This window comes from Shewanella litoralis (assembly GCF_009828585.1).
GTDB classification, from domain to species: Bacteria; Pseudomonadota; Gammaproteobacteria; order Enterobacterales; family Shewanellaceae; genus Shewanella; species Shewanella litoralis.
In genome coordinates this window covers 13,228-38,256 of record NZ_WSRZ01000031.1, presented here as the reverse complement: position 1 = coordinate 38,256, position 25,029 = coordinate 13,228, and the positions used below count along the sequence as shown (strand labels likewise).

Genomic DNA, 25,029 nt, shown 5'->3' with positions numbered 1-25,029 from the left:
GCGTAGACGGTGTCAGGCCCCAGCTAAATTTTTTTACTGGAATATCTGCACCGTAAGTAACTAAGTACATGTTGTGCTTAGTTTGGTAAATTCTAGGGGTATTCCCTAGGTAGAATCCAGGAGTAAAGCCAATGGCATTAAGACTCGAAGACAAAAAGGCAATTGTTGCTGAAGTCAACGAAGCTGCCAAAGGTGCACTTTCTGCAGTTGCCGCTGATTCACGTGGCGTAACTGTAGGTGCTATGACTGTTTTGCGTAAAACAGCTCGCGCTAACGGTGTTTATGTACGTGTAGTACGTAACACTTTAGCTCGTCGCGCTGTTCAAGGTACTGCTTTTGAGTGCCTAGCCGAAACTTTCACTGGCCCAACTTTACTAGCATTCTCTACTGAGCACCCAGGTGCTGCAGCGCGTCTTTTAAAAGATTTCGCTAAAGAGCAAGCTAAGTTTGAAGTTAAAGGTGCAGCTTTCGAAGGGGAATTTATCCCTGCAGCTGATATTGATCGTTTAGCGAAACTACCAACATACAACGAAGCACTAGCTCAGTTAATGATGACTATGAAAGAAGCATCTGCTGGCAAGTTCGTTCGTACATTGGCCGCCCTTCGCGATCAAAAACAAGACGCCGCTTAATTTTAAGTCGGCCGCTTAATCAAATTGAATTCAGAACAATAGGAAATATTTCTTATGTCTATCACTAAAGACCAAATGTTAGAAGCTTTTGCAGCAATGTCTGTAATGGAAGTTGTTGAACTAATCGAAGCTATGGAAGAAAAATTCGGCGTTTCTGCTGCTGCTGCAGTAGTTTCTGGCGGCGGCGATGCTGGTGCAGCTGCTGAAGAACAAACAGAATTCGACGTAGTTCTTACTTCACACGGCGACAACAAAGTAGCAGTTATTAAAGCTCTACGTGGCGCTACAGGTCTAGGCCTGAAAGAAGCTAAGACTATGGCTGAATCTTCGCCAATCGCTGTTAAAGAAGCGATCAGCAAAGAAGAAGCTGAAGCTCTTAAAGCTGAACTAGAAGCAGCTGGTGCTTCTGTTGAAATCAAGTAAGCTATAGCTTACTTGCTCACCCAAGTAATTGGGTGAAGGCTGGCGGTTTTTTAACCGTCGGCCTTTTTTGCGCTTTATGCGCAGGCGATTTTTATTCACCGTTTGTCGCCAGTTTTAGCAGTCCCTAGCAGAGATTACTGGTTAGGTTCTTGCCATCAACGGTGATGGGCAAACGTGCTGATTTAATTATATTATTTCAGTCTTGGTCACATCTCGTAAGCAGAGGAAACCCATGGTTTACTCCTATTCTGAAAAGAAGCGTATTCGCAAAGACTTTGGTAAGCGTCCAAAAGTTTTGGATATCCCTTATTTATTGTCTATCCAGTTAGACTCTTTTAAGAAGTTCACCGATCAAGACCCTACGGGTGAGCGTGGCTTAGAAGCTGCATTCCGTAGCGTTTTTCCTATCAAGAGCTTTTCTGGCTATTCTGAGCTGCAATATGTCAGCTACAAGCTAGGTGAGCCAGTTTTTGATGTGAAAGAATGTCAGATCCGCGGTGTTACTTATTCAGCACCACTTCGCGTTAAATTACGCATGGTGTTGTTTGACCGTGAAGCTGCTGCAGGCACTGTTAAAGACATTAAAGAGCAAGAAGTCTACATGGGTGATATCCCATTGATGACTGATAACGGTACTTTCGTTATCAACGGTACTGAGCGTGTTATCGTTTCTCAGTTACACCGTTCTCCAGGCGTGTTCTTTGATCATGACCGTGGTAAAACCCACTCTTCAGGTAAGGTGCTGTATAACGCACGTATTATTCCTTACCGTGGTTCATGGCTTGATTTTGAATTCGATCCTAAAGATGCTTTATTCGTTCGTATTGACCGTCGTCGTAAGTTACCGGCAACGATTATTCTACGTGCGCTTGAATACTCTACTCAAGATATCTTAGATTTATTCTTTGAGCGTATTGAGTTTAAGATCAAGAAAGACTCACTTGTAATGGCACTTGTGCCAGACCGTTTACGCGGCGAAACAGCAAGTTATGATGTTAAAGATGCTGAAGGCTCTTTATTAGTTGAAGCTGGCCGTCGTATTACTGCGCGTCATATTAAGCAACTTGAAAAAACCAACACAACTGAGCTTGAAGTGCCAGTTGAGTACATCGTTGGTAAGTATGCTGCACAAGACTATATCGATGAAGATACAGGTGAAGTATTAGTTACAGCTAACAGCGAGATTACCTTAGAAGATTTAGCTAAGTTGTCTCTTGCTGGTATTAAGAACATTGATACATTGTTTATCAATGATCTTGATCATGGTGCTTATATTGCTGACACATTACGCATTGACTCTACAACTAACCGTCTAGAAGCGTTAGTTGAGATTTACCGTATGATGCGTCCTGGCGAGCCACCAACCAAAGATGCAGCAGAAGGTTTATTCCAAAACCTATTCTTCAGTGAAGAACGTTATGACTTATCTAAAGTAGGTCGTATGAAGTTCAACCGTCGTCTTGAGATTGCTGAAGACGAAGGTAACGGTGTGTTGTCTAAAGAAGACATCGTATCGGTAATGAAGAAAATCATCGAAATCCGTAACGGTTATGATGAAGTCGACGATATTGACCACTTAGGCAACCGTCGTATTCGTAGCGTAGGTGAGATGGCTGAAAACCAATTCCGTGTTGGTTTAGTCCGTGTTGAGCGTGCTGTTCGTGAACGTCTATCGTTAGGCGATTTAAACGAGCTTATGCCACAAGACTTAATTAACGCTAAGCCAATTTCTGCGGCAGTGAAAGAATTCTTCGGTTCTTCACAGTTGTCACAGTTTATGGATCAAAACAACCCGCTATCAGAAGTGACGCATAAGCGTCGTATTTCTGCTCTTGGCCCCGGTGGTTTGACTCGTGAACGTGCTGGCTTCGAAGTACGTGACGTACATCCAACTCACTACGGTCGTTTATGTCCAATTGAGACCCCTGAAGGTCCAAACATTGGTCTAATCAACTCGCTAGCAAGTTTTGCGCGCACTAACTCTTATGGTTTCTTAGAAACACCTTACCGCAAAGTGGTTGATGGTGTGATTACTGATGAAGTTGAATACTTATCAGCAATCGAAGAGGGCCGTTATGTTATTGCTCAGGCAAACATTGAAGTTGATGCTGATGGCCGCATGGTTGAAGAGCAGATTGCGTGTCGTCATAAAGGTGAATCTACCTTTATGCGTGCTGCAGATGTTCAGTATATGGACGTATCACCACAACAGATTATTTCTGTTGCGGCATCACTGATTCCGTTCTTAGAACACGATGATGCTAACCGCGCATTGATGGGTGCTAACATGCAACGTCAAGCCGTTCCTACTTTACGTGCTGATAAGCCGTTAGTGGGTACTGGTATTGAACGTACACTTGCTGTTGACTCTGGTGTGGTTGTTGCTGCTAAACGTGGTGGTGTTGTTGACTACGTAGATGCTAGCCGTATCGTTGTTAAAGTAAATGAAGATGAGCTACGCCCAGGCGAAGCGGGTATCGATATTTACAACTTAACTAAATATACCCGTTCTAACCAAAACACTTGTATTAACCAACGTCCTTGTTGTTTCGTTGGTGAGCCTGTGGTTCGTGGTGACGTATTAGCTGATGGTCCATCTACCGATTTAGGTGATTTGGCCCTTGGTCAAAACATGCGTATCGCGTTCATGCCTTGGAACGGTTATAACTTCGAAGATTCGATCTTAATTTCTGAGCGCGTAGCGCAAGAAGATCGCTTCACTACTATCCATATCCAAGAGCTTTCTTGTATTGCTCGTGATACTAAATTGGGTAGCGAAGAAATCACTGCTGATATTCCAAACGTAGGCGAGTCTGCTTTATCTAAATTAGATGAATCAGGTATCGTTTACATTGGTGCTGAAGTGAAGGGTGGCGACATTCTAGTGGGTAAAGTGACACCTAAAGGTGAAACACAGTTAACCCCAGAAGAGAAACTACTCCGTGCTATTTTTGGTGAAAAAGCCTCTGACGTTAAGGACAGTTCATTACGTGTACCTAACTCAGTGAAAGGCACCATCATCGACGTCCAGGTATTTACCCGTGACGGCGTTGAGAAAGATAAGCGCGCGCTTGAAATCGAAGAAATGCACGTACGCCAAGCTCGTAAAGACTTAGGCGAAGAGTTCAAGATCCTTGAAGAAGGTGTATTGAGCCGTGCACGTAACTTGTTACTGTCTGTTGGTTATTCTGAAGCTAAATTAGCTGAGATCCCACGTAAAGACGTATTAATTCAAGTTATCGACGATGAAGCTAAACAAACTGAATTAGAGCAGTTAGCTGAACAGCACGAAGAGCTAAAAGCTGACTTTGATAAGAAGTTTGAAATCAAGCGTCGTAAGATCACTCAAGGTGATGACTTGGCACCAGGTGTACTGAAAATTGTTAAGGTTTACCTAGCAGTTAAACGTACTATCCAACCAGGTGACAAGATGGCGGGTCGTCATGGTAACAAAGGTGTTATCTCGAAGATCTGTCCAATCGAAGACATGCCATACGATGAAGAAGGTAATCCTGTAGACATCGTACTAAACCCATTGGGCGTACCATCGCGTATGAACATCGGTCAGGTACTTGAAGTTCACATGGGTGCTGCAGCGAAAGGCATCGGTAATAAGATTACCGCTATGCTTGAAGAGCAGCGTGAAGTTGCTGAACTTCGTAACTACATCAAGCAAGTTTACGATCTAGGTGACGACGTGCTACAGCGTGTTGACATTGAATCGTTTACCGATGATGAAGTTGTGCGCTTGGCAACTCACCTTAAAGGTGGTGTACCGATTGCTACACCAGCATTCGACGGTGCTAAAGAGAAAGAGATCAAGCAAATGCTTGCTCTTGCAGGCTTACCTGAGTCTGGCCAGTTAACGTTATGTGACGGCCGTACCGGTAACGAATTTGAGCGTAAAGTAACTGTTGGTTACATGTACATGCTCAAACTGAACCACTTAGTTGATGACAAGATGCACGCCCGTTCAACCGGTTCGTACAGCTTAGTTACACAACAACCATTGGGCGGTAAAGCTCAATTCGGTGGTCAGCGTTTCGGTGAGATGGAAGTGTGGGCACTTGAAGCATACGGTGCAGCTTATACTCTACAAGAAATGCTAACAGTTAAATCAGATGACGTGAACGGTCGTACTCAGATGTATAAAAACATCGTCGACGGTAACCATCAGATGCAACCAGGCATGCCTGAGTCTTTCAACGTATTGTTGAAGGAAATCCGTTCACTTGGTATTAATATCGAGTTGGACCAAGAGTAAGCATCGCACTTAAGCAATGTTTGGTAACCAAGGGTGCTTTGCATCAGCAAAGCACCTGGTTTAACTCCTTCAGGAGAGAAACGTGAAAGACTTATTAAAGTTTCTTAAGCAGCAAAGTAAGACTGAAGAATTTAACGGAATCAAAATTGGTTTGGCTTCGCCAGATCTCATCCGTTCTTGGTCATTTGGTGAAGTAAAGAAGCCAGAAACCATTAACTACCGTACATTCAAGCCTGAACGTGAAGGTTTATTCTGTGCGCGTATCTTTGGTCCGGTTAAAGATTACGAATGTTTGTGTGGTAAATACAAACGTTTAAAGCACCGTGGTGTGATTTGTGAAAAGTGTGGCGTAGAAGTTACCCAGACTAAAGTGCGTCGTGAGCGCATGGGTCACATTGAATTGGCTAGCCCAGTTGCCCACATTTGGTTCTTAAAATCACTTCCGTCACGTATCGGCTTAATGCTTGATATGACGTTGCGTGATATTGAACGCGTACTGTACTTCGAATCATTTGTTGTTATCGAGCCTGGCATGACCACGCTTGAGCGCGGCCAAATGCTTACCGAAGAAACATATCTTGATGCGTTAGAAGAATACGGTGACGAGTTTGAAGCTAAGATGGGAGCTGAAGCAGTTTTAGAATTGCTACGTGCTATCAACTTAGAAGAACAGATCGAACAAATGCGTGAAGAATTGCCTTCAATCAATTCTGAAACCCGTCGTAAGAAGGTCACTAAGCGCCTTAAATTGATGGAAGCATTCTTCACGTCTGGCAACAAGCCAGAGTGGATGATCTTAAAAGTATTACCGGTTCTTCCACCAGATCTACGTCCATTAGTGCCGTTAGACGGTGGTCGTTTCGCGACTTCAGATCTTAACGATCTTTACCGTCGTGTGATTAACCGTAACAACCGTTTGAAGCGTCTGTTAGATTTAGCTGCGCCTGACATTATCGTACGTAACGAAAAGCGTATGTTACAAGAGTCAGTTGATGCGCTATTAGATAACGGTCGTCGCGGTCGTGCTATTACGGGTTCTAACAAGCGTCCGCTTAAATCTCTTGCTGATATGATCAAGGGTAAGCAAGGTCGTTTCCGTCAGAACTTACTTGGTAAGCGTGTTGACTATTCAGGCCGTTCGGTAATTACCGTAGGTCCTACTTTACGTCTACATCAGTGTGGTCTTCCTAAGAAGATGGCACTTGAGCTATTCAAACCATTTATTTATGGCAAGTTAGAAGGTCGTGGTCTAGCCACTACTATTAAAGCTGCTAAGAAAATGGTTGAACGCGAACAGGCTGAAGTATGGGATGTATTAGACGAAGTGATTCGTGAACATCCTGTGATGCTTAACCGTGCACCAACACTTCACAGACTAGGTATTCAAGCATTTGAACCTGTTCTGATTGAAGGTAAAGCAATTCAATTGCATCCGTTAGTTTGTGCGGCATACAACGCCGACTTCGACGGTGACCAAATGGCGGTTCACGTTCCATTAACGCTTGAAGCTCAGTTAGAAGCTCGTGCGCTAATGATGTCAACCAACAACATTTTGTCACCAGCTAACGGTGAGCCAGTAATTACTCCGTCTCAAGACGTGGTATTAGGTTTGTACTACACCAGCCGTGAACGTATTAATGGCCGCGGTGAAGGCATGGCTTTCTCTTCAGTATCTGAAGTTGAAAAGGCTTATGCCGTAGGTGTAGCAGAATTACATGCTCGCGTAAAAGTACGTATTACTGAAACGCACATTGCTGAAGATGGCGAAAGAACAAAAGCGACACGTATTGTAGACACTACAGTTGGTCGTGCGCTGTTGTCGTTAATTTTGCCTGAAGGCTTATCTTATGATTTGGTTAACCAAAACATGGGTAAGAAGCAGATCTCTAAGCTGTTGAACACGTGTTACCGTCAACTAGGTCTTAAAGATACTGTTATCTTTGCTGACCAATTGATGTATACCGGTTTCCGTTTTGCAACCATTTCTGGTGCCTCTGTAGGTATCGATGACATGGTTATTCCAGACGAGAAATACACCTTAGTTGCAGACGCTGAAGCTGAAGTGCTTGAAATTCAAGAGCAGTTCCAATCAGGTCTTGTTACTGCCGGTGAGCGTTACAACAAAGTTATCGATATCTGGGCAAGTGCCAACGAAAAAGTTTCTAAAGCGATGATGGAAAACCTGTCAACTGAGACAGTGATAAACCGTGATGGCGTTGAAGAGAAGCAAGCATCGTTTAACAGCATCTATATGATGGCTGACTCGGGCGCTCGTGGTAGTGCCGCTCAGATCCGTCAGTTGGCGGGTATGCGTGGTCTGATGGCTAAGCCAGACGGCTCAATCATCGAAACCCCAATTGTGGCTAACTTCCGTGAAGGTCTAAACGTACTACAGTACTTTATTTCAACTCACGGTGCGCGTAAAGGTCTTGCCGATACCGCATTGAAGACCGCTAACTCGGGTTACCTAACTCGTCGTCTAGTAGACGTTGCACAAGACTTAGTTGTGATTGAAGACGACTGTGGTGTTGAGCATGGTCTAACAATGAAGCCGCTGATTGAAGGTGGTGATGTTGTTGAACCATTACGCGAACGTGTTCTAGGTCGTGTTGTTGCTATTGACGTATTGAAGCCAGGAACTGAAGAAGTACTTGCGCCTCGCAACACCCTTCTTGATGAAGCATGGTGTAATACGTTAGAAGAACACAGTATCGATGAAGTGATTGTACGTTCTGTAATTACCTGTGAAACAGACTTTGGTGTGTGTGCAGCTTGTTACGGCCGTGACTTGGCTCGTGGTCATATTATCAACCACGGTGAAGCTATTGGTGTTGTGGCAGCACAGTCAATCGGTGAACCTGGTACACAGTTAACCATGCGTACGTTCCACATTGGTGGTGCGGCATCACGAGCTTCTGCAGAAAACAACGTTCAAGTTAAGAACGCGGGCTCTCTGAAGTTACACAATGCTAAGCATGTTTCTAACATCGACGGTAAGCTTGTTATCGTTTCTCGTTCTTCTGAATTAGCCATTATTGATGAGCTAGGTCGTGAGAAAGAGCGTTACAAAGTGCCTTACGGTACTGTGTTAGAGAAATTGGAAGACAGTGAAGTGGCTCCAGGCGAAATTATCGCTAACTGGGATCCACATACTCACCCAATTATCTCTGAAGTAGCGGGTAGCGTTAAGTTTGTTGACATGATCGACGGCGTAACCATGACACGTCAAACTGACGAGTTAACTGGTTTGTCTTCTGTTGTTGTGCTTGAGATTGGTGCGCGTACTTCTGCAGGTAAAGAATTACGTCCAGCCATTCGTCTCGTTGACGCTGATGGTAATGACTTAATGATCCCTGGTACTGAAGTGCCAGCTCAATATTTCTTACCGGGCAACGCGATTGTATCAAAAGACGATAACTCTAAAATCAACGTTGGTGACGCTTTAGCTCGTATTCCACAAGAATCGTCTAAAACACGTGATATCACCGGTGGTTTACCACGTGTTGCTGACTTATTCGAAGCGCGTAAACCAAAAGAGCCAGCAATTCTTGCTGAAATCTCTGGTACTATCTCGTTCGGTAAAGAGACTAAAGGTAAACGTCGTCTAGTGATTACGCCTGCTGATGGCGGCGATCACTATGAAGAAATGATCCCTAAGTGGCGTAACTTGAACGTGTTCGAAGGTGAAAAAGTCGAACGTGGTGAAGTTATTGCAGACGGTCCAGAAGCGGCGCATGACATCTTACGTCTTCGTGGTATTCACAACGTAGCTAACTACATTGTGAACGAAGTACAGGACGTATACCGTCTACAGGGTGTAAAGATCAACGACAAGCACATCGAAGTTATCATTCGTCAAATGCTACGTAAGTGCTTAATTAGCACTGCAGGCGACAGTGAGTTCTTAGAAGGCGAACAAGTTGAAGTTGCGCGCGTTAAGATTGCTAACCGTGAGCTAATTGCTCAAGGTAAAGCACCGGCAACGTTCGAACGTGAATTATTGGGTATTACCAAAGCATCTTTGGCTACTGAATCATTCATCTCAGCTGCATCGTTCCAGGAGACCACACGTGTGTTAACTGAAGCTGCTGTTGGTGGTAAGAGCGATCCATTACGTGGTCTGAAAGAAAACGTAATCGTTGGTCGTTTGATCCCTGCTGGTACTGGTTATGCTTATCACAAAACTCGCAACGAAGAACGCGCTAAAGCAGCAAGTTCAAAAGGCAAAGTGGAAGCGACAACTGTAACGGCAAGCGAAGCTGAACAGAACCTAGCAGATCTACTAAACTTGGCTGGTAGCCAAGATTAAGTTAGCGATTTGTTAAAAAAGGCGCCAATGGCGCCTTTTTTATTGGAATTTGCACGAAAAGTTGGCTATTTCTTGACAGGCAGCCATTACCTTTCTAAAATTCCGCGTCCCATCATTGTGGGATATAGATTTTTCACACCTAATTGTTGAGTTTAAATCAACTGTCGGAGCTATACATGGCAACTGTAAACCAGTTGGTACGTAAGCCACGCGCGCCAAAAGTCGAAAAGACTAATGTGCCTGCGTTGAACGCGTGCCCACAAAAACGTGGTGTTTGTACTCGTGTGTACACTACAACACCTAAAAAACCTAACTCTGCACTACGTAAAGTAGCTCGTGTGCGTCTAACTAACGGTTTCGAAGTAACTTCGTACATCGGCGGTGAAGGCCATAACTTGCAAGAGCATAGTGTAATCCTAATCCGTGGTGGTCGTGTTAAAGACTTACCTGGTGTGCGTTACCACACTGTTCGTGGCGCATTAGACTGTGCTGGCGTGACTTCACGTCGCCAAGGCCGTTCTAAGTACGGTGCTAAGCGTCCTAAGTCTTAACGTATCCCGTTTAAGTAAGGCCAAGCTAGTATTTATTTGACATTCCAGTTTTGGAAATACCTGAAGCATACGGAGAATTGATATGCCAAGACGTCGCGTTGTAGGACAACGTAAAATCCTACCAGATCCAAAGTTTCACAGTGAGTTGTTGGCTAAGTTCATCAACGTCATTATGCAGGACGGCAAAAAGTCGACTGCAGAAAAAATTATCTACAAGGCGTTAGATGTTGTCGCTGAAAAGAAAAGCGAAAACCATTTAACTATCCTTGAAGCAGCTCTTGATAACGTTCGCCCTTCAGTCGAGGTTAAATCTCGTCGTGTTGGTGGTTCAACGTATCAAGTACCATGTGAAGTTCGTCCAGTGCGTCGTAACGCACTAGCGATGCGCTGGTTAGTTGAAGCTGCTCGCAAGCGTGGTGAAAAATCTATGGCTCTACGTCTAGCAGGTGAAATGCTAGATGCGTCTGAAAACAAAGGTACTGCTGTTAAGAAGCGTGAAGACGTGCATCGCATGGCTGAAGCTAACAAAGCCTTTGCTCATTACCGTTGGTAATATAATGGAGCGGGTTTCGGCCCGCTCCATATTGTTGATATTGCTAAAACCAAAAGTTTTAGCTGAGAGGGTATAAATAGTGGCTCGTACAACCCCAATTGAGCGTTATCGTAACATCGGTATTGTTGCTCATGTGGATGCAGGTAAAACTACCACAACAGAACGTGTTCTGTTCTATACCGGTATGTCTCATAAAATCGGTGAGGTGCATGACGGCGCCGCCACGACTGATTGGATGGTACAAGAGCAAGAACGTGGTATTACTATCACTTCAGCTGCTGTAACTACCTTTTGGCGCGGTATGGAAGCTCAATTCGCTGAACACCGTATTAATATCATCGATACCCCAGGTCACGTAGACTTCACTATTGAAGTCGAGCGTTCATTACGCGTACTTGATGGCGCCGTAGTTGTATTCTGCGGCTCGTCTGGCGTTGAACCACAATCAGAAACTGTTTGGCGTCAAGCTGATAAGTACCACGTTCCGCGTATGGTATTTGTTAACAAGATGGACCGTGCAGGTGCAGATTTTGACCGCGTAATAAAACAAATTCGTAACCGCCTTGGTGCGACTTGTGTACCAATTCAATTAAACATTGGTGCAGAAGAGAACTTCAAGGGTGTTATTGATTTAATTAAGATGAAAGCTATTAACTGGTCTGAAACAGATCAGGGAATGACATTCACTTATGAAGACATTCCTGCAGATCTCGCAGCAAAAGCTGCAGATATGCATGAGTATCTCGTGGAAGCAGCAGCTGAAGCCTCAGATGAACTGATGAACAAATACCTTGAAGAAGGTGAGTTATCAGAAGCTGAGATTAAAGCAGCTCTGCGTCAGCGTACAATTAACAACGAGATCGTACTAGCAACCTGTGGTTCTGCATTTAAGAACAAAGGTGTGCAGGCGGTTCTTGATGCGGTTGTCGACTTCTTACCAGCGCCAATTGATGTACCTTCAATAAAAGGTATTGATGAAGACGAAAATGAAGTTGAGCGACTATCCGATGACAATGCACCATTTGCGGCATTGGCATTTAAAATTGCGACTGATCCATTTGTTGGAACACTTACCTTTATCCGCGTATATTCCGGTGTACTTGAGACAGGTGCGGGCGTTTACAATTCTGTTAAACAGAAACGTGAACGTATTGGTCGAATGGTGCAAATGCACGCTAACGACCGTACCGAACTAAAAGAAGTACGTGCAGGTGATATTGCAGCGGCTATAGGTCTAAAAGATGTTACAACCGGTGATACTCTTTGCGATAATGATCACAGAGTGATTCTTGAACGCATGGAGTTCCCAGAACCCGTGATTACCATCGCCGTTGAGCCTCGTTCAAAAGCCGATCAGGACAAAATGGGTATCGCGCTGCAAAAATTAGCAGCAGAAGATCCATCTTTCCGTGTAGAAACTAACGAAGAGTCAGCTCAAACACTAATATCGGGAATGGGTGAGCTACACTTGGATATTATCGTTGACCGAATGCGTCGCGAATTCAGTGTAGAGTGTAACGTAGGTAAACCACAGGTTGCTTATCGTGAAACTATTCGTTCTAAAGTAGAAGTGGAAGGAAAGTTCGTACGTCAATCTGGCGGACGTGGACAGTTTGGCCATGTTTGGTTAAGACTTGAGCCACTCGAAGAGGGTGCGGGCTACGAATTTGTCAATGAAGTTGTTGGTGGTGTTATTCCTCGCGAATACATCCCTGCTGTTGACAAAGGTATTCAAGAGCAGATGAAAAACGGCGTATTAGCTGGTTATCCTGTTCTTGATGTGAAGGTCACATTATTTGACGGTTCATATCATGATGTGGACTCGAATGAAATGGCGTTCAAAATTGCAGGTTCAATGGGCTTCAAACAGGGTGCGCTAGAAGCAAACCCAGCGTTGCTCGAACCTTGTATGAAAGTAGAAGTGACTACACCTGAAAATTATATGGGCGATGTTGTTGGTGATTTAAACCGCCGTCGTGGCATAATTGAAGGTATGGACGATGGCATCGCAGGTGTTAAACTTGTTCATGCAGTAGTGCCTCTATCTGAAATGTTTGGTTATGCGACTGATTTGCGCTCTGCATCTCAGGGTCGTGCTTCTTACTCTATGGAGTTTTATAAGTACGCAGATGCACCGCAAAACATTGCAAAAGCGATTATAGAATCTCGTAACTAATATCGGTTACGGCATCAATGTTATATTGCTCGAATTAATCGAGCACTTCTGAAAAGAAAGGAATTTATCGTGGCAAAAGCTAAATTTGAACGTAAAAAGCCTCACGTAAACGTAGGCACCATCGGTCACGTTGACCATGGTAAAACAACTCTTACTGCAGCTATCTCTGCTGTATTGTCTAAGACTTATGGTGGTGAAGCTCGTAACTTCGCACAAATCGATAACGCTCCAGAAGAGCGTGAGCGCGGTATTACTATTAATACTTCGCACATCGAATATGACACTCCATCACGTCACTACGCACACGTAGATTGTCCAGGTCACGCCGATTATGTTAAAAACATGATTACTGGTGCTGCACAGATGGACGGCGCGATTTTAGTAGTAGCAGCGACTGACGGCCCAATGCCACAGACTCGTGAGCACATCCTACTTTCACGTCAGGTAGGTGTACCATTCATCATCGTATTCATGAACAAGTGTGACATGGTAGATGACGAAGAATTACTAGAATTAGTAGAGATGGAAGTTCGTGAACTTCTTTCAGAATACGACTTCCCAGGTGATGACTTACCAGTTATCCAGGGTTCTGCATTAAAAGCGCTAGAAGGCGATGCAGCATGGGAAGGTAAGATTCTTGAGTTAGCAGAAGCGTTAGACTCTTATATTCCCGAGCCAGAGCGTGACATCGATAAGCCATTCCTACTACCAATCGAAGACGTATTCTCGATTTCAGGTCGTGGTACAGTGGTAACTGGTCGTGTTGAGCGTGGTATTGTACGAGTATCAGACGAAGTAGAAATCGTTGGTGTTCATGCGACTACTAAGACAACGTGTACTGGTGTAGAAATGTTCCGTAAACTGCTTGACGAAGGTCGTGCAGGCGAGAACTGTGGTGTGTTATTACGTGGTACTAAGCGTGATGACGTAGAACGTGGTCAAGTACTAGCTAAGCCTGGTTCAATCACGCCACACACAACATTCGAATCAGAAGTGTACGTGTTATCAAAAGAAGAGGGTGGTCGTCACACTCCATTCTTTAAAGGTTACCGTCCACAGTTCTACTTCCGTACAACAGACGTAACAGGCACAATTGAGTTACCAGAAGGCGTAGAAATGGTTATGCCTGGTGATAACATCAAGATGGTAGTTACTTTGATTTACCCAATCGCGATGGACGACGGTTTACGTTTCGCTATCCGTGAAGGTGGCCGTACAGTTGGTGCTGGTGTTGTAGCTAAAATCATCGCGTAATAGCGACTTTAGTGAACACTGAAAAAGGAAGCTTCGGCTTCCTTTTTTGTTTTTAGGAAATAATCACACAATCTAGTAGCATAAATACATTAATTGTGTAAAATGCGCGGCAATTGATTGTGAAAAGACTTTCTGAAGACTATTTACACAATGGGCTTGATCTCTAAAACAAGATCTGTATAATTGCCCACTCGCTGACATGTGCAGCGAAAATATTTGTTTAACCAATTCGGTTATTCATTTTCATAGCGACTCCGATTGGGAGTCGAACGGTTAAATCATCTCGCTCTGCTTTTCCAGAAAGGAAAAAGCTAGAGGGTGATTTTTTATGTGTCCATTTTAGGAGCTCTGGTCAATGCAGAACCAAAGAATCCGTATCCGCTTGAAAGGATTTGATCATCGTTTGATTGATCAGTCTACAGCGGAAATCGTTGAAACTGCTAAGCGTACAGGCGCGCAGGTACGTGGTCCTATTCCACTACCAACACGCAAAGAGCGTTATACCGTTTTGATCTCTCCGCACGTTAATAAAGATGCACGTGATCAGTACGAAATTCGTACCCACAAGCGTTTAGTTGACATCGTAGAGCCAACAGAAAAGACTGTAGACGCGTTAATGCGTTTAGATCTTGCGGCTGGTGTCGACGTTCAGATTAGCTTAGGTTAATTGAGATCCTTAGAAGAGGTTTGAGAGATGGCTATCGGTCTTATTGGTCGTAAAGTGGGTATGACTCGCATCTTCACTGAAGATGGTACGTCAATCCCTGTAACAGTAATTGAAATTGCTGGCAACCGCGTAACTCAAGTGAAAACTTTAGAAACTGACGGTTACCGCGCACTTCAAGTGACTACTGGTACCAAAAAAGCCAATCGCATCACTAAAGCAGAAGCAGGTCATTTTGCCAAGGGCGGCGTAGAAGCCGGTCGTGGTTTATGGGAATTGCGTTTAGCAGATGGTGAAGGCGAAGGCATTGAAGTTGGTGCTGAGCTTAATGTTGATATTTTCGCAGAAGTTGTGAAAGTAGATGTTACTGGTCAATCAAAAGGTAAGGGCTTCCAAGGCGGTATTAAGCGCTGGAACTTCCGTACTCAAGATATGACTCACGGTAACTCATTGGCGCACCGCGCGAACGGTTCTATCGGTCAGAACCAAACGCCTGGTCGTGTATTCAAAGGCAAAAAAATGTCAGGTCATATGGGTGCTGAGCAAGTAACTACTCAAAATCTACACGTTGTACGTGTTGATGCAGAGCGTAACTTGTTATTAGTACGCGGCGCAGTTCCAGGCGCTACCAATGGTGATCTAATCATTAAGCCTGCAGTTAAAGCTTAGGTCTGAGGAGATAGTAATGGAATTGGTATTGAAAGACGCGCAAAGCGCTCTTGAAGTTTCCGAAACTACCTTCGGCCGTGACTTTAACGAGGCACTGGTTCATCAGGTAGTTGTAGCTTACGCTGCAAACGCACGTCAGGGCACTCGTGCTCAAAAGACTCGTGCGGAAGTAACTGGCTCTGGTAAAAAACCATGGCGCCAGAAAGGCACAGGCCGCGCTCGTGCCGGTAGTGTTAAAGGCCCAATCTGGCGTGGCGGTGGCGTAACATTCGCTGCTAAAACTCAAGATCACAGCCAAAAAGTTAACAAGAAGATGTACCGTGGTGCTCTTAAGAGCATTCTGTCTGAATTGGTACGTCAAGAGCGTTTAGTTGTTGTTGAATCATTTAGCGTTGAAGCTCCTAAAACTAAAGAGTTAAAAGCTAAGTTAGCAGCAATGAACTTAGAAGACGTTCTAATTGTTACAGCTGAAGTTGATGAGAATTTATTCTTAGCAGCTCGCAACTTATACAAAGTTGACGTACGTGACGTAGCGGGTCTAGACCCAGTTAGTCTAATTGCGTTCAACACTGTTCTTGTTACTGCTGATGCAGTGAAGCAAATCGAGGAGATGCTAGCATGATCCGCGAAGAACGTTTGCTAAAAGTGATTCTAGCTCCACATATCTCTGAAAAGAGTACTGTCGTTGCTGAGAAGAACAACACTGTAGTTTTCCGCGTAGCAATCGATGCGACTAAAGCAGAGATCAAAGCTGCAGTAGCGAAGCTATTTGAAGTTGAAGTTGATTCAGTTCGCACTCTAGTTAACAAAGGCAAAACTAAACGTACCGGTGGCCGTGTAGGTCGTCGTAGCGATTGGAAAAAAGCTTATGTAACTTTAGCTGCTGGTGCTGACATCGATTTCGTCGGCGGCGCTGAGTAAGCAAAGGAGAATTATCATGGCAGTTATTAAGTGTAAGCCAACCTCTCCAGGTCGTCGCCACGTAGTTAAAGTGGTGAATACAGATCTGCATAAGGGTAAACCTTTTGCTGGCCTGTTGGCGAAAAAAACTAAAAGTGGTGGCCGTAACAATACTGGCCGTATCACAGTACGCCACGTTGGTGGTGGACATAAGCAGCACTACCGTCTAATCGACTTCAAACGCGATAAAGATGGTATCCCTGCAAAAGTTGAACGTCTTGAATACGATCCAAACCGTACAGCGCACATCGCGCTAGTACTGTATGCAGATGGTGAGCGTCGTTATATTCTTGCTGCTAAAGGCATGAAAGCGGGCGATGCAATCAAATCTGGCTTGGATGCAGACATCAAGACTGGTAACGCTATGCCGTTACGCAACATTCCAGTAGGTAGTGTTGTACACGCTGTTGAGATGAAGCCTGGTAAAGGCGCTCAGATCGCACGTTCAGCTGGTGCTTATGTACAAGTTGTTGCTCGTGATGGTGCTTATGCAACTCTACGTCTTCGCTCTGGCGAAATGCGTAAAGTTCCAGTAGATTGCCGCGCGACATTTGGTGAAGTTGGTAATGCCGAGCATATGCTACGCCAGTTAGGCAAAGCAGGTGCTAAGCGCTGGAGAGGCATTCGCCCTACAGTACGTGGTGTTGCAATGAACCCAGTAGACCATCCACATGGTGGTGGTGAAGGCCGTACTTCTGGTGGACGTCATCCAGTGAGTCCATGGGGTGTGCCGACTAAGGGTTATAAAACTCGTAGCAACAAGCGCACTGACAAGTACATCGTACGTCGTCGTAATAAATAGTAAGAGGATTCGCCATGCCACGTTCTCTCAAGAAAGGTCCCTTCATTGACCTGCACTTGCTGAAGAAGGTAGAGAAAGCGATGGAAGCGGGAGATAAAAAGCCAATTAAGACTTGGTCTCGTCGCTCAATGATCATCCCTAATATGATTGGGTTGACCATCGCTGTCCATAATGGTCGTCAGCACGTACCTGTGTTCGTAACTGACGAAATGATCGGTCACAAGCTTGGTGAATTTTCACCAACTCGCACTTATCGCGGCCATGCTGCAGATAAGAAAGCGAAGAAGCGTTAATACGGGAGGAATAAGATGGAAGTTTTAGCTAAACATCGTTTTGCTCGTACGTCTGCGCAGAAGGCCCGTCTAGTTGCTGATCAAATTCGTGGATTGCCTGTTTCTAAGGCTCTCGAGATTTTGACCTTCAGCCCAAAGAAAGCCGCCGTACTAGTTAAAAAAGTACTTGACTCAGCTATCGCAAACGCCGAACACAACGAAGGTGCTGACATTGATGAGCTTAAAGTTGGAGCCGTCTTCGTAGATGAAGGCCCAACAATGAAGCGTATCATGCCACGTGCTAAAGGCCGCGCTGATCGTATCATGAAGCGTACCAGCCACATCACTGTGGTTGTATCAGATCGCTAGGAGAAGAGAGCAATGGGACAGAAAGTACATCCTAATGGTATCCGTCTGGGTATCACGAAGCCTTGGATCTCTACCTGGTACGCAGATAAGTCAGATTATGCAAAAAATCTGAACAGCGACTGGGAAGTGCGTCAATATTTAACTGAAAAGTTAAAAGCCGCATCAGTATCTAAGATTGTTATTGAACGCCCAGCGAAAAGCATCCGCGTTACGATTCACACTGCCCGTCCAGGCGTTGTGATTGGTAAGAAAGGTGAAGACGTTGAAGTATTACGTGCACATGTGTCTAAAATCACAGGCACTACTGCTCAAATCAACATCGCTGAGATCCGTAAGCCTGAATTAGACGCTAAGCTCGTTGCTGACTCTATTGCTCAGCAGTTAGAGCGTCGTGTTATGTTCCGTCGCGCTATGAAGCGTGCGGTACAGAATGCTATGCGCATTGGTGCTCAAGGTATCAAAGTTGAAGTGAGCGGCCGTTTAGGCGGTGCTGAAATCGCACGTTCTGAATGGTATCGTGAAGGTCGTGTACCTTTGCATACTCTACGTGCTGATATCGACTACTCAACTGCTGAAAGTCACACGCAATACGGTGTGATTGGTATTAAAGTTTGGATCTTCAAAGGCGAAGTTCTTGACGGTATGGTACCAGCAATTGAAGAGCCTAAGCAGCAACCTAAGCGTAAGCCTCGTGGTAAATAGGAGAAACTTTTATGCTGCAACCTAAACGTATGAAGTTTCGCAAGATGTTCAAAGGCCGCAACCGTGGTCTAGCGAACGGTACTGAAGTTAGCTTTGGTACTTTCGGTTTGAAAGCAGTCGGCCGTGGCCGTTTAACTGCACGTCAAATTGAATCTGCACGTCGTGCCATGACACGTCATGTTAAACGTCAAGGACAAATTTGGATTCGAGTTTTCCCTGACAAGCCAATTACCTCTAAGCCTCTTGAAGTGCGTATGGGTAAAGGTAAAGGTAACGTTGAATACTGGGTATGTCAGATTCAACCTGGTAAGGTTCTTTATGAGATGAATGGCGTCTCTGAAACGTTGGCTCGTGAAGCCTTCGCTTTAGCTGCTGCTAAGCTTCCTTTAAAGACTACCTTCGTAACTAAGACGGTGATGTAATGAAAGCGAGCGAACTAAGAGAAAAGAGCGTTGAAGAACTTAACGCTGAATTACTTGGTCTGCTGCGTGAGCAGTTTAACCTGCGTATGCAACACGCTACTGGTCAATTGACTCAAACGAATCAGTTGAAACTAGTGCGTCGTAACATTGCACGTGTTAAGACCATTATTACTTCTAAGGCAGGTGCGTAATGTCTGATAAAATCCGTACTTTGCAAGGTAAAGTTGTAAGTAACAAGATGGAAAAATCTATCACTGTTGCTATTGAACGCCAAGTGAAACACCCAATTTATGGGAAGTACATTAAGCGTACAACTAAGATCCATGCACATGACGAAACTAATCAGTGTAATGAAGGTGACATCGTGACTATTAGTCAGTGTCGTCCTCTATCTAAGACTAAGTCTTGGACACTTGCTGAAGTAGTAACAAAAGCCTAATTTTCATTAGGATAACGTAAACGGCTCCAGTATTTGGGGCCGTTTGTTTTTTTTGCTATGCATTCGCAAAATGTGGTGTTATACTTGCGCGCCATTTTTGAGTAAATTATTGCTTAAATTTGGTTCAAAAATATACTCCCATAGTGGGATTGTGTAGTAACGATAGCGGAGCACTTGAAATGATCCAAATGCAATCGACTCTAGACGTCGCATGTAACAGCGGCGCACGCAGAGTTCAGTGTATTAAGGTCTTGGGTGGCTCTCATCGTCGTTATGCCGGTATCGGCGACATTATCAAAGTTTCTGTTAAAGAAGCTATTCCTCGCGCTAAAGCGAAGAAAGGTGATGTATATAACGCGGTGGTAGTCCGTACTAAGAAAGGCGTACGTCGTCCAGACGGTTCTGTCATTCGCTTCGATCGGAATGCAGCGGTATTGCTTAACGCAAACCTTGCACCGATTGGTACTCGTATCTTTGGCCCAGTGACACGTGAATTGCGTAATGATAAATTCATGAAAATTGTCTCGCTGGCACCAGAAGTACTGTAAGGAGCTTCAAATGGCAGCTAAAATCCGTCGTGAAGACGAAGTAGTAATATTAGCAGGTAAAGACAAGGGTAAACGCGGTAAGGTTTCTCAAGTTCTACCTACTGGTAAATTAATTGTTGAAGGCATCAATCTAGTTAAAAAGCACCAGAAGCCAAACCCACAATTGGGCGTGACTGGCGGCGTTATCGAGAAAGAAGCACCGATGCAAGCATCAAACGTTGCGATCTTTAACCAAGCCACAGGCAAGGCGGATCGTGTTGGTTTCCGATTTGAAGACGGTAAAAAAGTCCGTTTCTTTAAGTCGAACAGCGAACTCGTTAAGTAATTTGGAGTAAACGATGGCGAAACTGCATGATAAATATCAAGAGACTGTAGTCGCTGAACTAGCTAAAAAGTTCGGTTATAGCAGTGTCATGCAAGTCCCTCGGATTGAGAAAATCACCCTTAATATGGGTGTTGGCGAAGCTGTTGCAGATAAGAAAGTTATGGAGCATGCGCTTCGTGACATGACTGCAATCGCTGGTCAAAAACCAGTTGTAACTGTAGCTCGTAAATCAGTTGCTGGTTTTAAAATCCGTGAAGGCTACCCTATTGGCTGTAAAGTTACCCTACGCGGTGAGCGTATGTGGGAATTCTTAGAGCGTCTAGTTGACATTGCAATTCCACGTATTCGTGACTTCCGTGGCTTAAGCGCTAAAGCGTTTGACGGCCGTGGTAACTACGCAATGGGTGTGAAAGAGCAGATCATCTTCCCAGAAATCGATTACGATAAAATCGATAAGATTCGCGGTATGGATATTGTTATCACTACCACTGCGAAGAATGACGAAGAAGGTCGTGCTTTGTTGACCGCTTTTAACTTCCCATTTAAGAAATAAGGGTAGCATAATGGCTAAAACATCTATGAAAGCACGTGAAGCAAAACGTGCTCAGCTCGTAGCTAAGTATGCTGAAAAGCGTCTAGCACTTAAGGCTATTATCAGCAATCCAGAATCTTCTGACGAAGATCGTTGGGATGCTGTACTTAAGTTGCAAGCACTACCACGTGATTCAAGCGCATCGCGTCAACGCAATCGCTGTAATCAAACTGGTCGCCCACATGGCGTTTTACGTAAATTCGGCTTAAGCCGTATTAAATTACGTGAAGCAACTATGCGCGGTGAAGTTCCTGGTCTACGTAAGGCCAGCTGGTAAGCACTTGTCACGGAGTAAGCTAATATGAGCATGCAAGATCCTATTGCGGATATGTTAACCCGTATTCGTAACGGCCAAGCTGCTAACCACGTATCTGTAAAGATGCCTTCAGCTAAGTTAAAAGTAGCAATCGCGAAATTACTTAAAGATGAAGGTTTCATTACTGACTACGCCGTAGCAGATGAAGCTAAGCCTGAATTAGAAATTACATTAAAGTATTTCCAAGGCAAACCAGTCGTTGAGACTATCCAGCGCGTAAGCCGTCCTGGTCTTCGTATTTACAAAGGTAAAGACGAACTTCCAAAGGTTATGGGCGGTCTGGGTATCGCAATTGTGTCCACTTCTAAAGGCTTGATGACTGATCGTGCCGCCCGCCAATTTGGCACGGGTGGTGAGGTTATCTGCTACGTAGCGTAAGGAGTTAGTAATGTCTCGTGTTGCAAAGGCACCAGTCACTATCCCTGCTGGCGTAGAGGTGACTAAAAACGAACAGGCTTTAACCGTCAAAGGCGGTAAAGGAAGTCTGACTCGAGTAATCAACAATGCGGTAAATGTTGTTATCGAAGATGCACAAATTAAGTTCCTACCTGTCGAAGGCGCAGTTGACGCTTGGGCACAGGCTGGTACTGCACGTGCACTAGTAAACAACATGGTTGTTGGTGTATCACAAGGTTTTGTTAAGAAATTAAAGTTAGTTGGTGTTGGTTACCGTGCAAAAATTGCTGGTAGTGACTTAGACTTAACATTAGGTTTCTCACATCCGTTGGTACATAAACTACCCGCAGGCGTTACTGCCGAATGTCCTAGCCAAACTGAAATCGTCCTAACGGGCGTTGATAAGCAGTTAGTAGGTCAGACAGCAGCCAACATTCGTGGTTACCGTCCACCAGAGCCATACAAAGGCAAAGGTGTTCGCTATGACGACGAAGTTGTACGCCGTAAAGAGGCTAAGAAGAAGTAGGTAACGCGATATGGATAAGAAAACATCTCGCTTACGTCGCGCGTTACGTGCACGTAAGAAGATCCAAGAGCTAGGCGTGAACCGTCTGGTTGTACATCGTACACCGCGTCACATCTATGCTCAGGTGATCAGTCCTGAATTTAAGGTGTTAGCTGCTGCGTCAACTGTTGAAAAAACAGTTAAAGAGCAACTAAAGAGTACCGGAAACGTAGATGCGGCTAAAGTAGTAGGTAAAACTGTTGCTGAGCGTGCGATCGAGAAGGGCGTAGCTGTTGTTGCGTTCGACCGTTCTGGATTCAAGTATCACGGACGTGTAGCTGCTTTAGCAGATGCCGCTCGTGAAGCTGGCCTGAAATTCTAAGGGGTTATAAAATGGCTAAATTAGAAGCTCAGCAAAAAGACGATCTGCAAGAGAAATTGATTGCAGTTAATCGTGTTTCTAAAGTAGTTAAGGGCGGTCGTATCTTTAGCTTCACAGCACTAACAGTAGTGGGTGACGGTAACGGTAAGATCGGCTATGGCTATGGAAAAGCGCGTGAAGTTCCAGCTGCTATTCAAAAAGCAATGGAAAAAGCCCGTCGTAATATGGTAACCGTGGAGTTGAATGCAGGTACTTTGCATCACCCAGTTAAAGGTCGCCATACTGGTTCAAAAGTTTACATGCAACCAGCATCAGAGGGTACCGGTATTATTGCCGGTGGCGCAATGCGTGCCGTATTAGAAGTTGCAGGCGTTCATAACGTTCTGTCAAAAGCATACGGTTCTACTAACCCGATCAACATCGTTCGCGCAACTGTCGATGCGTTGGTGCACATGAAGTCACCAGCTCAAATCGCAGCCAAACGTGGCCTGAATGTTGATGAAATTCGGGGGTAATGCACCATGGCTACTAAAACTTTAAAAGTAACACAGACTAAAAGCAGCATCGGTCGTTTACCAAAACACCGTGCTACCCTAACCGGTTTAGGTCTGCGTCGTATTGGTCACACTGTTGAAGTTGAAGATACACCTTCAGTTCGCGGTATGATCAATAAGGTGTACTACATGGTTTCGGTGGAGGAATAAGATAATGCGTCTAAATACTCTATCTCCAGCAGCAGGTTCTAAATCTGCTCCTAAGCGTGTAGGCCGTGGTATTGGTTCAGGTTTAGGTAAAACAGCGGGTCGTGGCCATAAAGGTCAGAAGTCTCGTTCAGGCGGCGGCGTTCGCGTCGGCTTCGAAGGTGGTCAAATGCCACTTAAGATCCGTCTACCTAAGTTTGGTTTTACCTCGCGTCGCGCTTTGGTAACAGCTGAAGTTCGTTTACTCGAACTAGCAAAAGTTAACGGTGATGTTGTCGATTTGAATGCACTGAAAGATGCGAACGTTATTACTCGCAACATCCAGTTTGCGAAAATCGTTCTTTCAGGTACCATTGACCGCCCAGTGACTGTAAAAGGTCTGAAGGTAACCAAAGGTGCTCGTGCAGCTATTGAAGCTGCCGGTGGCAAGATCGAGGAATAATACGTCGATGGCAAAACCAGGACTTGATTTAAAAAGCGCGAAAGGCGGTTTATCTGAACTGAAAACCCGCCTTCTGTTCGTGATTGGTGCGATTATCGTCTTTAGAGCCGGTTCGTTTGTGCCAATTCCTGGTATTGACGCAGCTGTATTAGCAGAGCTTTTCGCTCAGCAAAAAGATACCATCCTTGGCATGTTTAACATGTTCTCGGGTGGTGCTTTAGAGCGTGCTTCTATCTTTGCATTAGGTATAATGCCGTATATTTCGGCATCTATTATCATGCAGTTATTGACTGTTGTGCATCCTGCACTTGCTGAATTGAAAAAAGAAGGCGAATCAGGACGTAAAAAAATCAGTCAATATACTCGATATGGCACACTTGTGTTGGGTACATTGCAATCTATCGGTATTGCAACGGGTTTACCAAATCTCATGCCTGGCCTTGTTGCCAATCCTGGGTTAGGATTTTACTTTGTTGCTGTTGTGAGTTTAGTTACCGGAACTATGTTCCTTATGTGGCTAGGCGAACAGATTACCGAACGTGGTATTGGTAATGGTATCTCGATTTTAATTTTCGCAGGTATTGTTGCTGGTTTACCATCGGCTATCGGCTCAACAGCCGAGCAAGCTCGTCAAGGTGACATGAATGTATTGGTACTACTGTTGCTCGCGGTTATCGTATTTGCAGTAACTTATTTAGTGGTATTTGTGGAACGTGGTCAACGTCGTATCGTCGTTAACTATGCTAAACGCCAACAAGGCCGAAAGGTTTTTGCAGCGCAAAGCACCCACTTACCATTAAAAGTGAACATGGCAGGTGTGATTCCACCAATTTTTGCATCCAGCATTATTTTGTTCCCAGGCACACTGGCTCAGTGGTTTGGTCAAAATGAGTCTATGTCATGGTTAAGCGATTTCGCATTAGCTGTGTCACCAGGACAACCGCTGTATTCATTATTGTACGCGACAGCAATCATCTTTTTCTGTTTCTTCTATACTGCGTTGGTTTTCAACCCACGTGAAACAGCGGATAATCTGAAAAAGAGTGGTGCATTCATTCCTGGGATCCGTCCCGGAGAACAGACTTCGCGTTACATTGATAAAGTGATGACACGTTTAACCTTAGCGGGTGCGTTGTATATTACTTTTATCTGCTTAATTCCGGAGTTCATGTTAATTGCGTGGAAAGTACAGTTCTATTTTGGCGGTACTTCACTACTAATTATTGTAGTCGTAATCATGGACTTCATGGCTCAGGTTCAGACCCATATGATGTCTCATCAGTATGAGTCTGTGATGAAGAAAGCTAATCTTGTGAACAAAGCGAACTTAGATCGCTTTGGTAAATAAGATTACTTTGACG

30 protein-coding genes are annotated in these 25,029 nt (G+C 44.6%); all 30 read left to right on the top strand.

The annotated features are described in order from the left end of the window. The first annotated feature begins 131 nt into the window (after positions 1-131). The 30 genes from rplJ (at position 132) to secY (ending at position 25,016) form a co-directional block, all read left to right on the top strand. The gene (gene rplJ / locus GQA99_RS18555) at positions 132-632 is read left to right on the top strand and encodes a 50S ribosomal protein L10 (protein WP_160056461.1); all 501 of its coding nucleotides are present in this window, start codon (positions 132-134) and stop codon (positions 630-632) included. A gap of 54 nt (positions 633-686) precedes the next feature. Next, on the top strand, positions 687-1,055 hold the full coding sequence (gene rplL / locus GQA99_RS18550) for a 50S ribosomal protein L7/L12 (RefSeq protein WP_160056459.1): 369 nt from the start codon (positions 687-689) through the stop codon (positions 1,053-1,055). A 232-nt stretch (positions 1,056-1,287) separates the two neighbouring features. Then, positions 1,288-5,319, top strand: a complete 4,032-nt coding sequence (gene rpoB, locus GQA99_RS18545; RefSeq protein ID WP_160056457.1) for a DNA-directed RNA polymerase subunit beta — start codon at positions 1,288-1,290, stop codon at positions 5,317-5,319. Positions 5,320-5,401: 82 nt separating this feature from the next. Continuing rightward, positions 5,402-9,628, top strand: a complete 4,227-nt coding sequence (rpoC, locus tag GQA99_RS18540; protein WP_160056455.1) for a DNA-directed RNA polymerase subunit beta' — start codon at positions 5,402-5,404, stop codon at positions 9,626-9,628. 176 nt (positions 9,629-9,804) lie between these two features. Next, entirely contained in the window at positions 9,805-10,179 is a 375-nt protein-coding gene (gene rpsL / locus GQA99_RS18535; RefSeq protein WP_101033703.1) for a 30S ribosomal protein S12, read from the top strand. Positions 10,180-10,261: 82 nt separating this feature from the next. Beyond that, positions 10,262-10,732 carry a 30S ribosomal protein S7 gene (rpsG, locus tag GQA99_RS18530; protein WP_160056453.1) on the top strand — a complete coding sequence of 157 codons (471 nt, stop codon included), beginning with the start codon at positions 10,262-10,264 and terminating at the stop codon, positions 10,730-10,732. Positions 10,733-10,811: 79 nt separating this feature from the next. Next, a complete protein-coding gene (gene fusA, locus GQA99_RS18525) occupies positions 10,812-12,908 on the top strand; it encodes an elongation factor G (protein WP_160056451.1) in 2,097 nt (698 codons plus the stop codon). A gap of 69 nt (positions 12,909-12,977) precedes the next feature. Next, a complete protein-coding gene (gene tuf / locus GQA99_RS18520) occupies positions 12,978-14,162 on the top strand; it encodes an elongation factor Tu (RefSeq protein ID WP_160056449.1) in 1,185 nt (394 codons plus the stop codon). Positions 14,163-14,517: 355 nt separating this feature from the next. Then, entirely contained in the window at positions 14,518-14,829 is a 312-nt protein-coding gene (rpsJ, locus tag GQA99_RS18515; RefSeq protein WP_011635639.1) for a 30S ribosomal protein S10, read from the top strand. A 27-nt stretch (positions 14,830-14,856) separates the two neighbouring features. Further along, complete coding sequence (gene rplC, locus GQA99_RS18510; RefSeq protein WP_160056447.1) at positions 14,857-15,495, top strand: 50S ribosomal protein L3; 639 nt, start codon at positions 14,857-14,859, stop codon at positions 15,493-15,495. Positions 15,496-15,511: 16 nt separating this feature from the next. Then, on the top strand, positions 15,512-16,117 hold the full coding sequence (rplD, locus tag GQA99_RS18505) for a 50S ribosomal protein L4 (RefSeq protein ID WP_160056445.1): 606 nt from the start codon (positions 15,512-15,514) through the stop codon (positions 16,115-16,117). After that, a complete protein-coding gene (gene rplW, locus GQA99_RS18500) occupies positions 16,114-16,416 on the top strand; it encodes a 50S ribosomal protein L23 (protein WP_124729276.1) in 303 nt (100 codons plus the stop codon). Before rplD ends, rplW begins: the two co-directional genes overlap by 4 nt. A 16-nt stretch (positions 16,417-16,432) precedes the next feature. After that, on the top strand, positions 16,433-17,257 hold the full coding sequence (gene rplB / locus GQA99_RS18495) for a 50S ribosomal protein L2 (RefSeq protein WP_160056443.1): 825 nt from the start codon (positions 16,433-16,435) through the stop codon (positions 17,255-17,257). A gap of 14 nt (positions 17,258-17,271) precedes the next feature. Beyond that, positions 17,272-17,550, top strand: a complete 279-nt coding sequence (gene rpsS, locus GQA99_RS18490) for a 30S ribosomal protein S19 (protein WP_006083596.1) — start codon at positions 17,272-17,274, stop codon at positions 17,548-17,550. Between the two features lie 15 nt (positions 17,551-17,565). After that, positions 17,566-17,898, top strand: a complete 333-nt coding sequence (gene rplV, locus GQA99_RS18485) for a 50S ribosomal protein L22 (protein ID WP_160056441.1) — start codon at positions 17,566-17,568, stop codon at positions 17,896-17,898. A 12-nt stretch (positions 17,899-17,910) separates the two neighbouring features. Then, on the top strand, positions 17,911-18,600 hold the full coding sequence (gene rpsC / locus GQA99_RS18480) for a 30S ribosomal protein S3 (RefSeq protein ID WP_160056439.1): 690 nt from the start codon (positions 17,911-17,913) through the stop codon (positions 18,598-18,600). 11 nt (positions 18,601-18,611) lie between these two features. Then, positions 18,612-19,022: a 50S ribosomal protein L16 gene (rplP, locus tag GQA99_RS18475; RefSeq protein ID WP_160056437.1), complete on the top strand. Its 411-nt coding sequence runs from the start codon at positions 18,612-18,614 to the stop codon at positions 19,020-19,022. Further along, positions 19,022-19,213, top strand: coding sequence for a 50S ribosomal protein L29 (gene rpmC, locus GQA99_RS18470; protein WP_006083592.1), 192 nt, complete (start codon positions 19,022-19,024; stop codon positions 19,211-19,213). The genes rplP and rpmC overlap by 1 nt, the downstream gene beginning before the upstream one ends. Next, on the top strand, positions 19,213-19,461 hold the full coding sequence (rpsQ, locus tag GQA99_RS18465; protein ID WP_160056435.1) for a 30S ribosomal protein S17: 249 nt from the start codon (positions 19,213-19,215) through the stop codon (positions 19,459-19,461). Before rpmC ends, rpsQ begins: the two co-directional genes overlap by 1 nt. Before the next feature lie 179 nt (positions 19,462-19,640). Next, a complete protein-coding gene (rplN, locus tag GQA99_RS18460; protein WP_011635649.1) occupies positions 19,641-20,009 on the top strand; it encodes a 50S ribosomal protein L14 in 369 nt (122 codons plus the stop codon). Positions 20,010-20,019: 10 nt separating this feature from the next. Next, positions 20,020-20,334, top strand: a complete 315-nt coding sequence (rplX, locus tag GQA99_RS18455; protein WP_160056433.1) for a 50S ribosomal protein L24 — start codon at positions 20,020-20,022, stop codon at positions 20,332-20,334. 13 nt (positions 20,335-20,347) lie between these two features. Continuing rightward, the gene (gene rplE, locus GQA99_RS18450; protein ID WP_160056431.1) at positions 20,348-20,887 is read left to right on the top strand and encodes a 50S ribosomal protein L5; all 540 of its coding nucleotides are present in this window, start codon (positions 20,348-20,350) and stop codon (positions 20,885-20,887) included. Between the two features lie 10 nt (positions 20,888-20,897). After that, entirely contained in the window at positions 20,898-21,203 is a 306-nt protein-coding gene (gene rpsN, locus GQA99_RS18445; protein ID WP_160056429.1) for a 30S ribosomal protein S14, read from the top strand. 24 nt (positions 21,204-21,227) lie between these two features. After that, the gene (rpsH, locus tag GQA99_RS18440) at positions 21,228-21,620 is read left to right on the top strand and encodes a 30S ribosomal protein S8 (RefSeq protein ID WP_160056427.1); all 393 of its coding nucleotides are present in this window, start codon (positions 21,228-21,230) and stop codon (positions 21,618-21,620) included. A 10-nt stretch (positions 21,621-21,630) separates the two neighbouring features. Beyond that, positions 21,631-22,164 (top strand): 50S ribosomal protein L6, encoded by a 534-nt coding sequence (gene rplF, locus GQA99_RS18435; RefSeq protein ID WP_160056425.1) that lies wholly within the window; start codon positions 21,631-21,633, stop codon positions 22,162-22,164. A gap of 10 nt (positions 22,165-22,174) precedes the next feature. Further along, positions 22,175-22,525: a 50S ribosomal protein L18 gene (gene rplR, locus GQA99_RS18430; RefSeq protein WP_160056423.1), complete on the top strand. Its 351-nt coding sequence runs from the start codon at positions 22,175-22,177 to the stop codon at positions 22,523-22,525. Between the two features lie 11 nt (positions 22,526-22,536). Then, complete coding sequence (rpsE, locus tag GQA99_RS18425; RefSeq protein ID WP_137224583.1) at positions 22,537-23,040, top strand: 30S ribosomal protein S5; 504 nt, start codon at positions 22,537-22,539, stop codon at positions 23,038-23,040. 6 nt (positions 23,041-23,046) lie between these two features. Then, the gene (gene rpmD / locus GQA99_RS18420; protein ID WP_137224586.1) at positions 23,047-23,229 is read left to right on the top strand and encodes a 50S ribosomal protein L30; all 183 of its coding nucleotides are present in this window, start codon (positions 23,047-23,049) and stop codon (positions 23,227-23,229) included. A gap of 4 nt (positions 23,230-23,233) precedes the next feature. After that, positions 23,234-23,668 carry a 50S ribosomal protein L15 gene (gene rplO / locus GQA99_RS18415; RefSeq protein ID WP_011635657.1) on the top strand — a complete coding sequence of 145 codons (435 nt, stop codon included), beginning with the start codon at positions 23,234-23,236 and terminating at the stop codon, positions 23,666-23,668. Positions 23,669-23,675: 7 nt separating this feature from the next. Next, entirely contained in the window at positions 23,676-25,016 is a 1,341-nt protein-coding gene (secY, locus tag GQA99_RS18410; protein ID WP_160056421.1) for a preprotein translocase subunit SecY, read from the top strand. Positions 25,017-25,029: the final 13 nt, after the last annotated feature.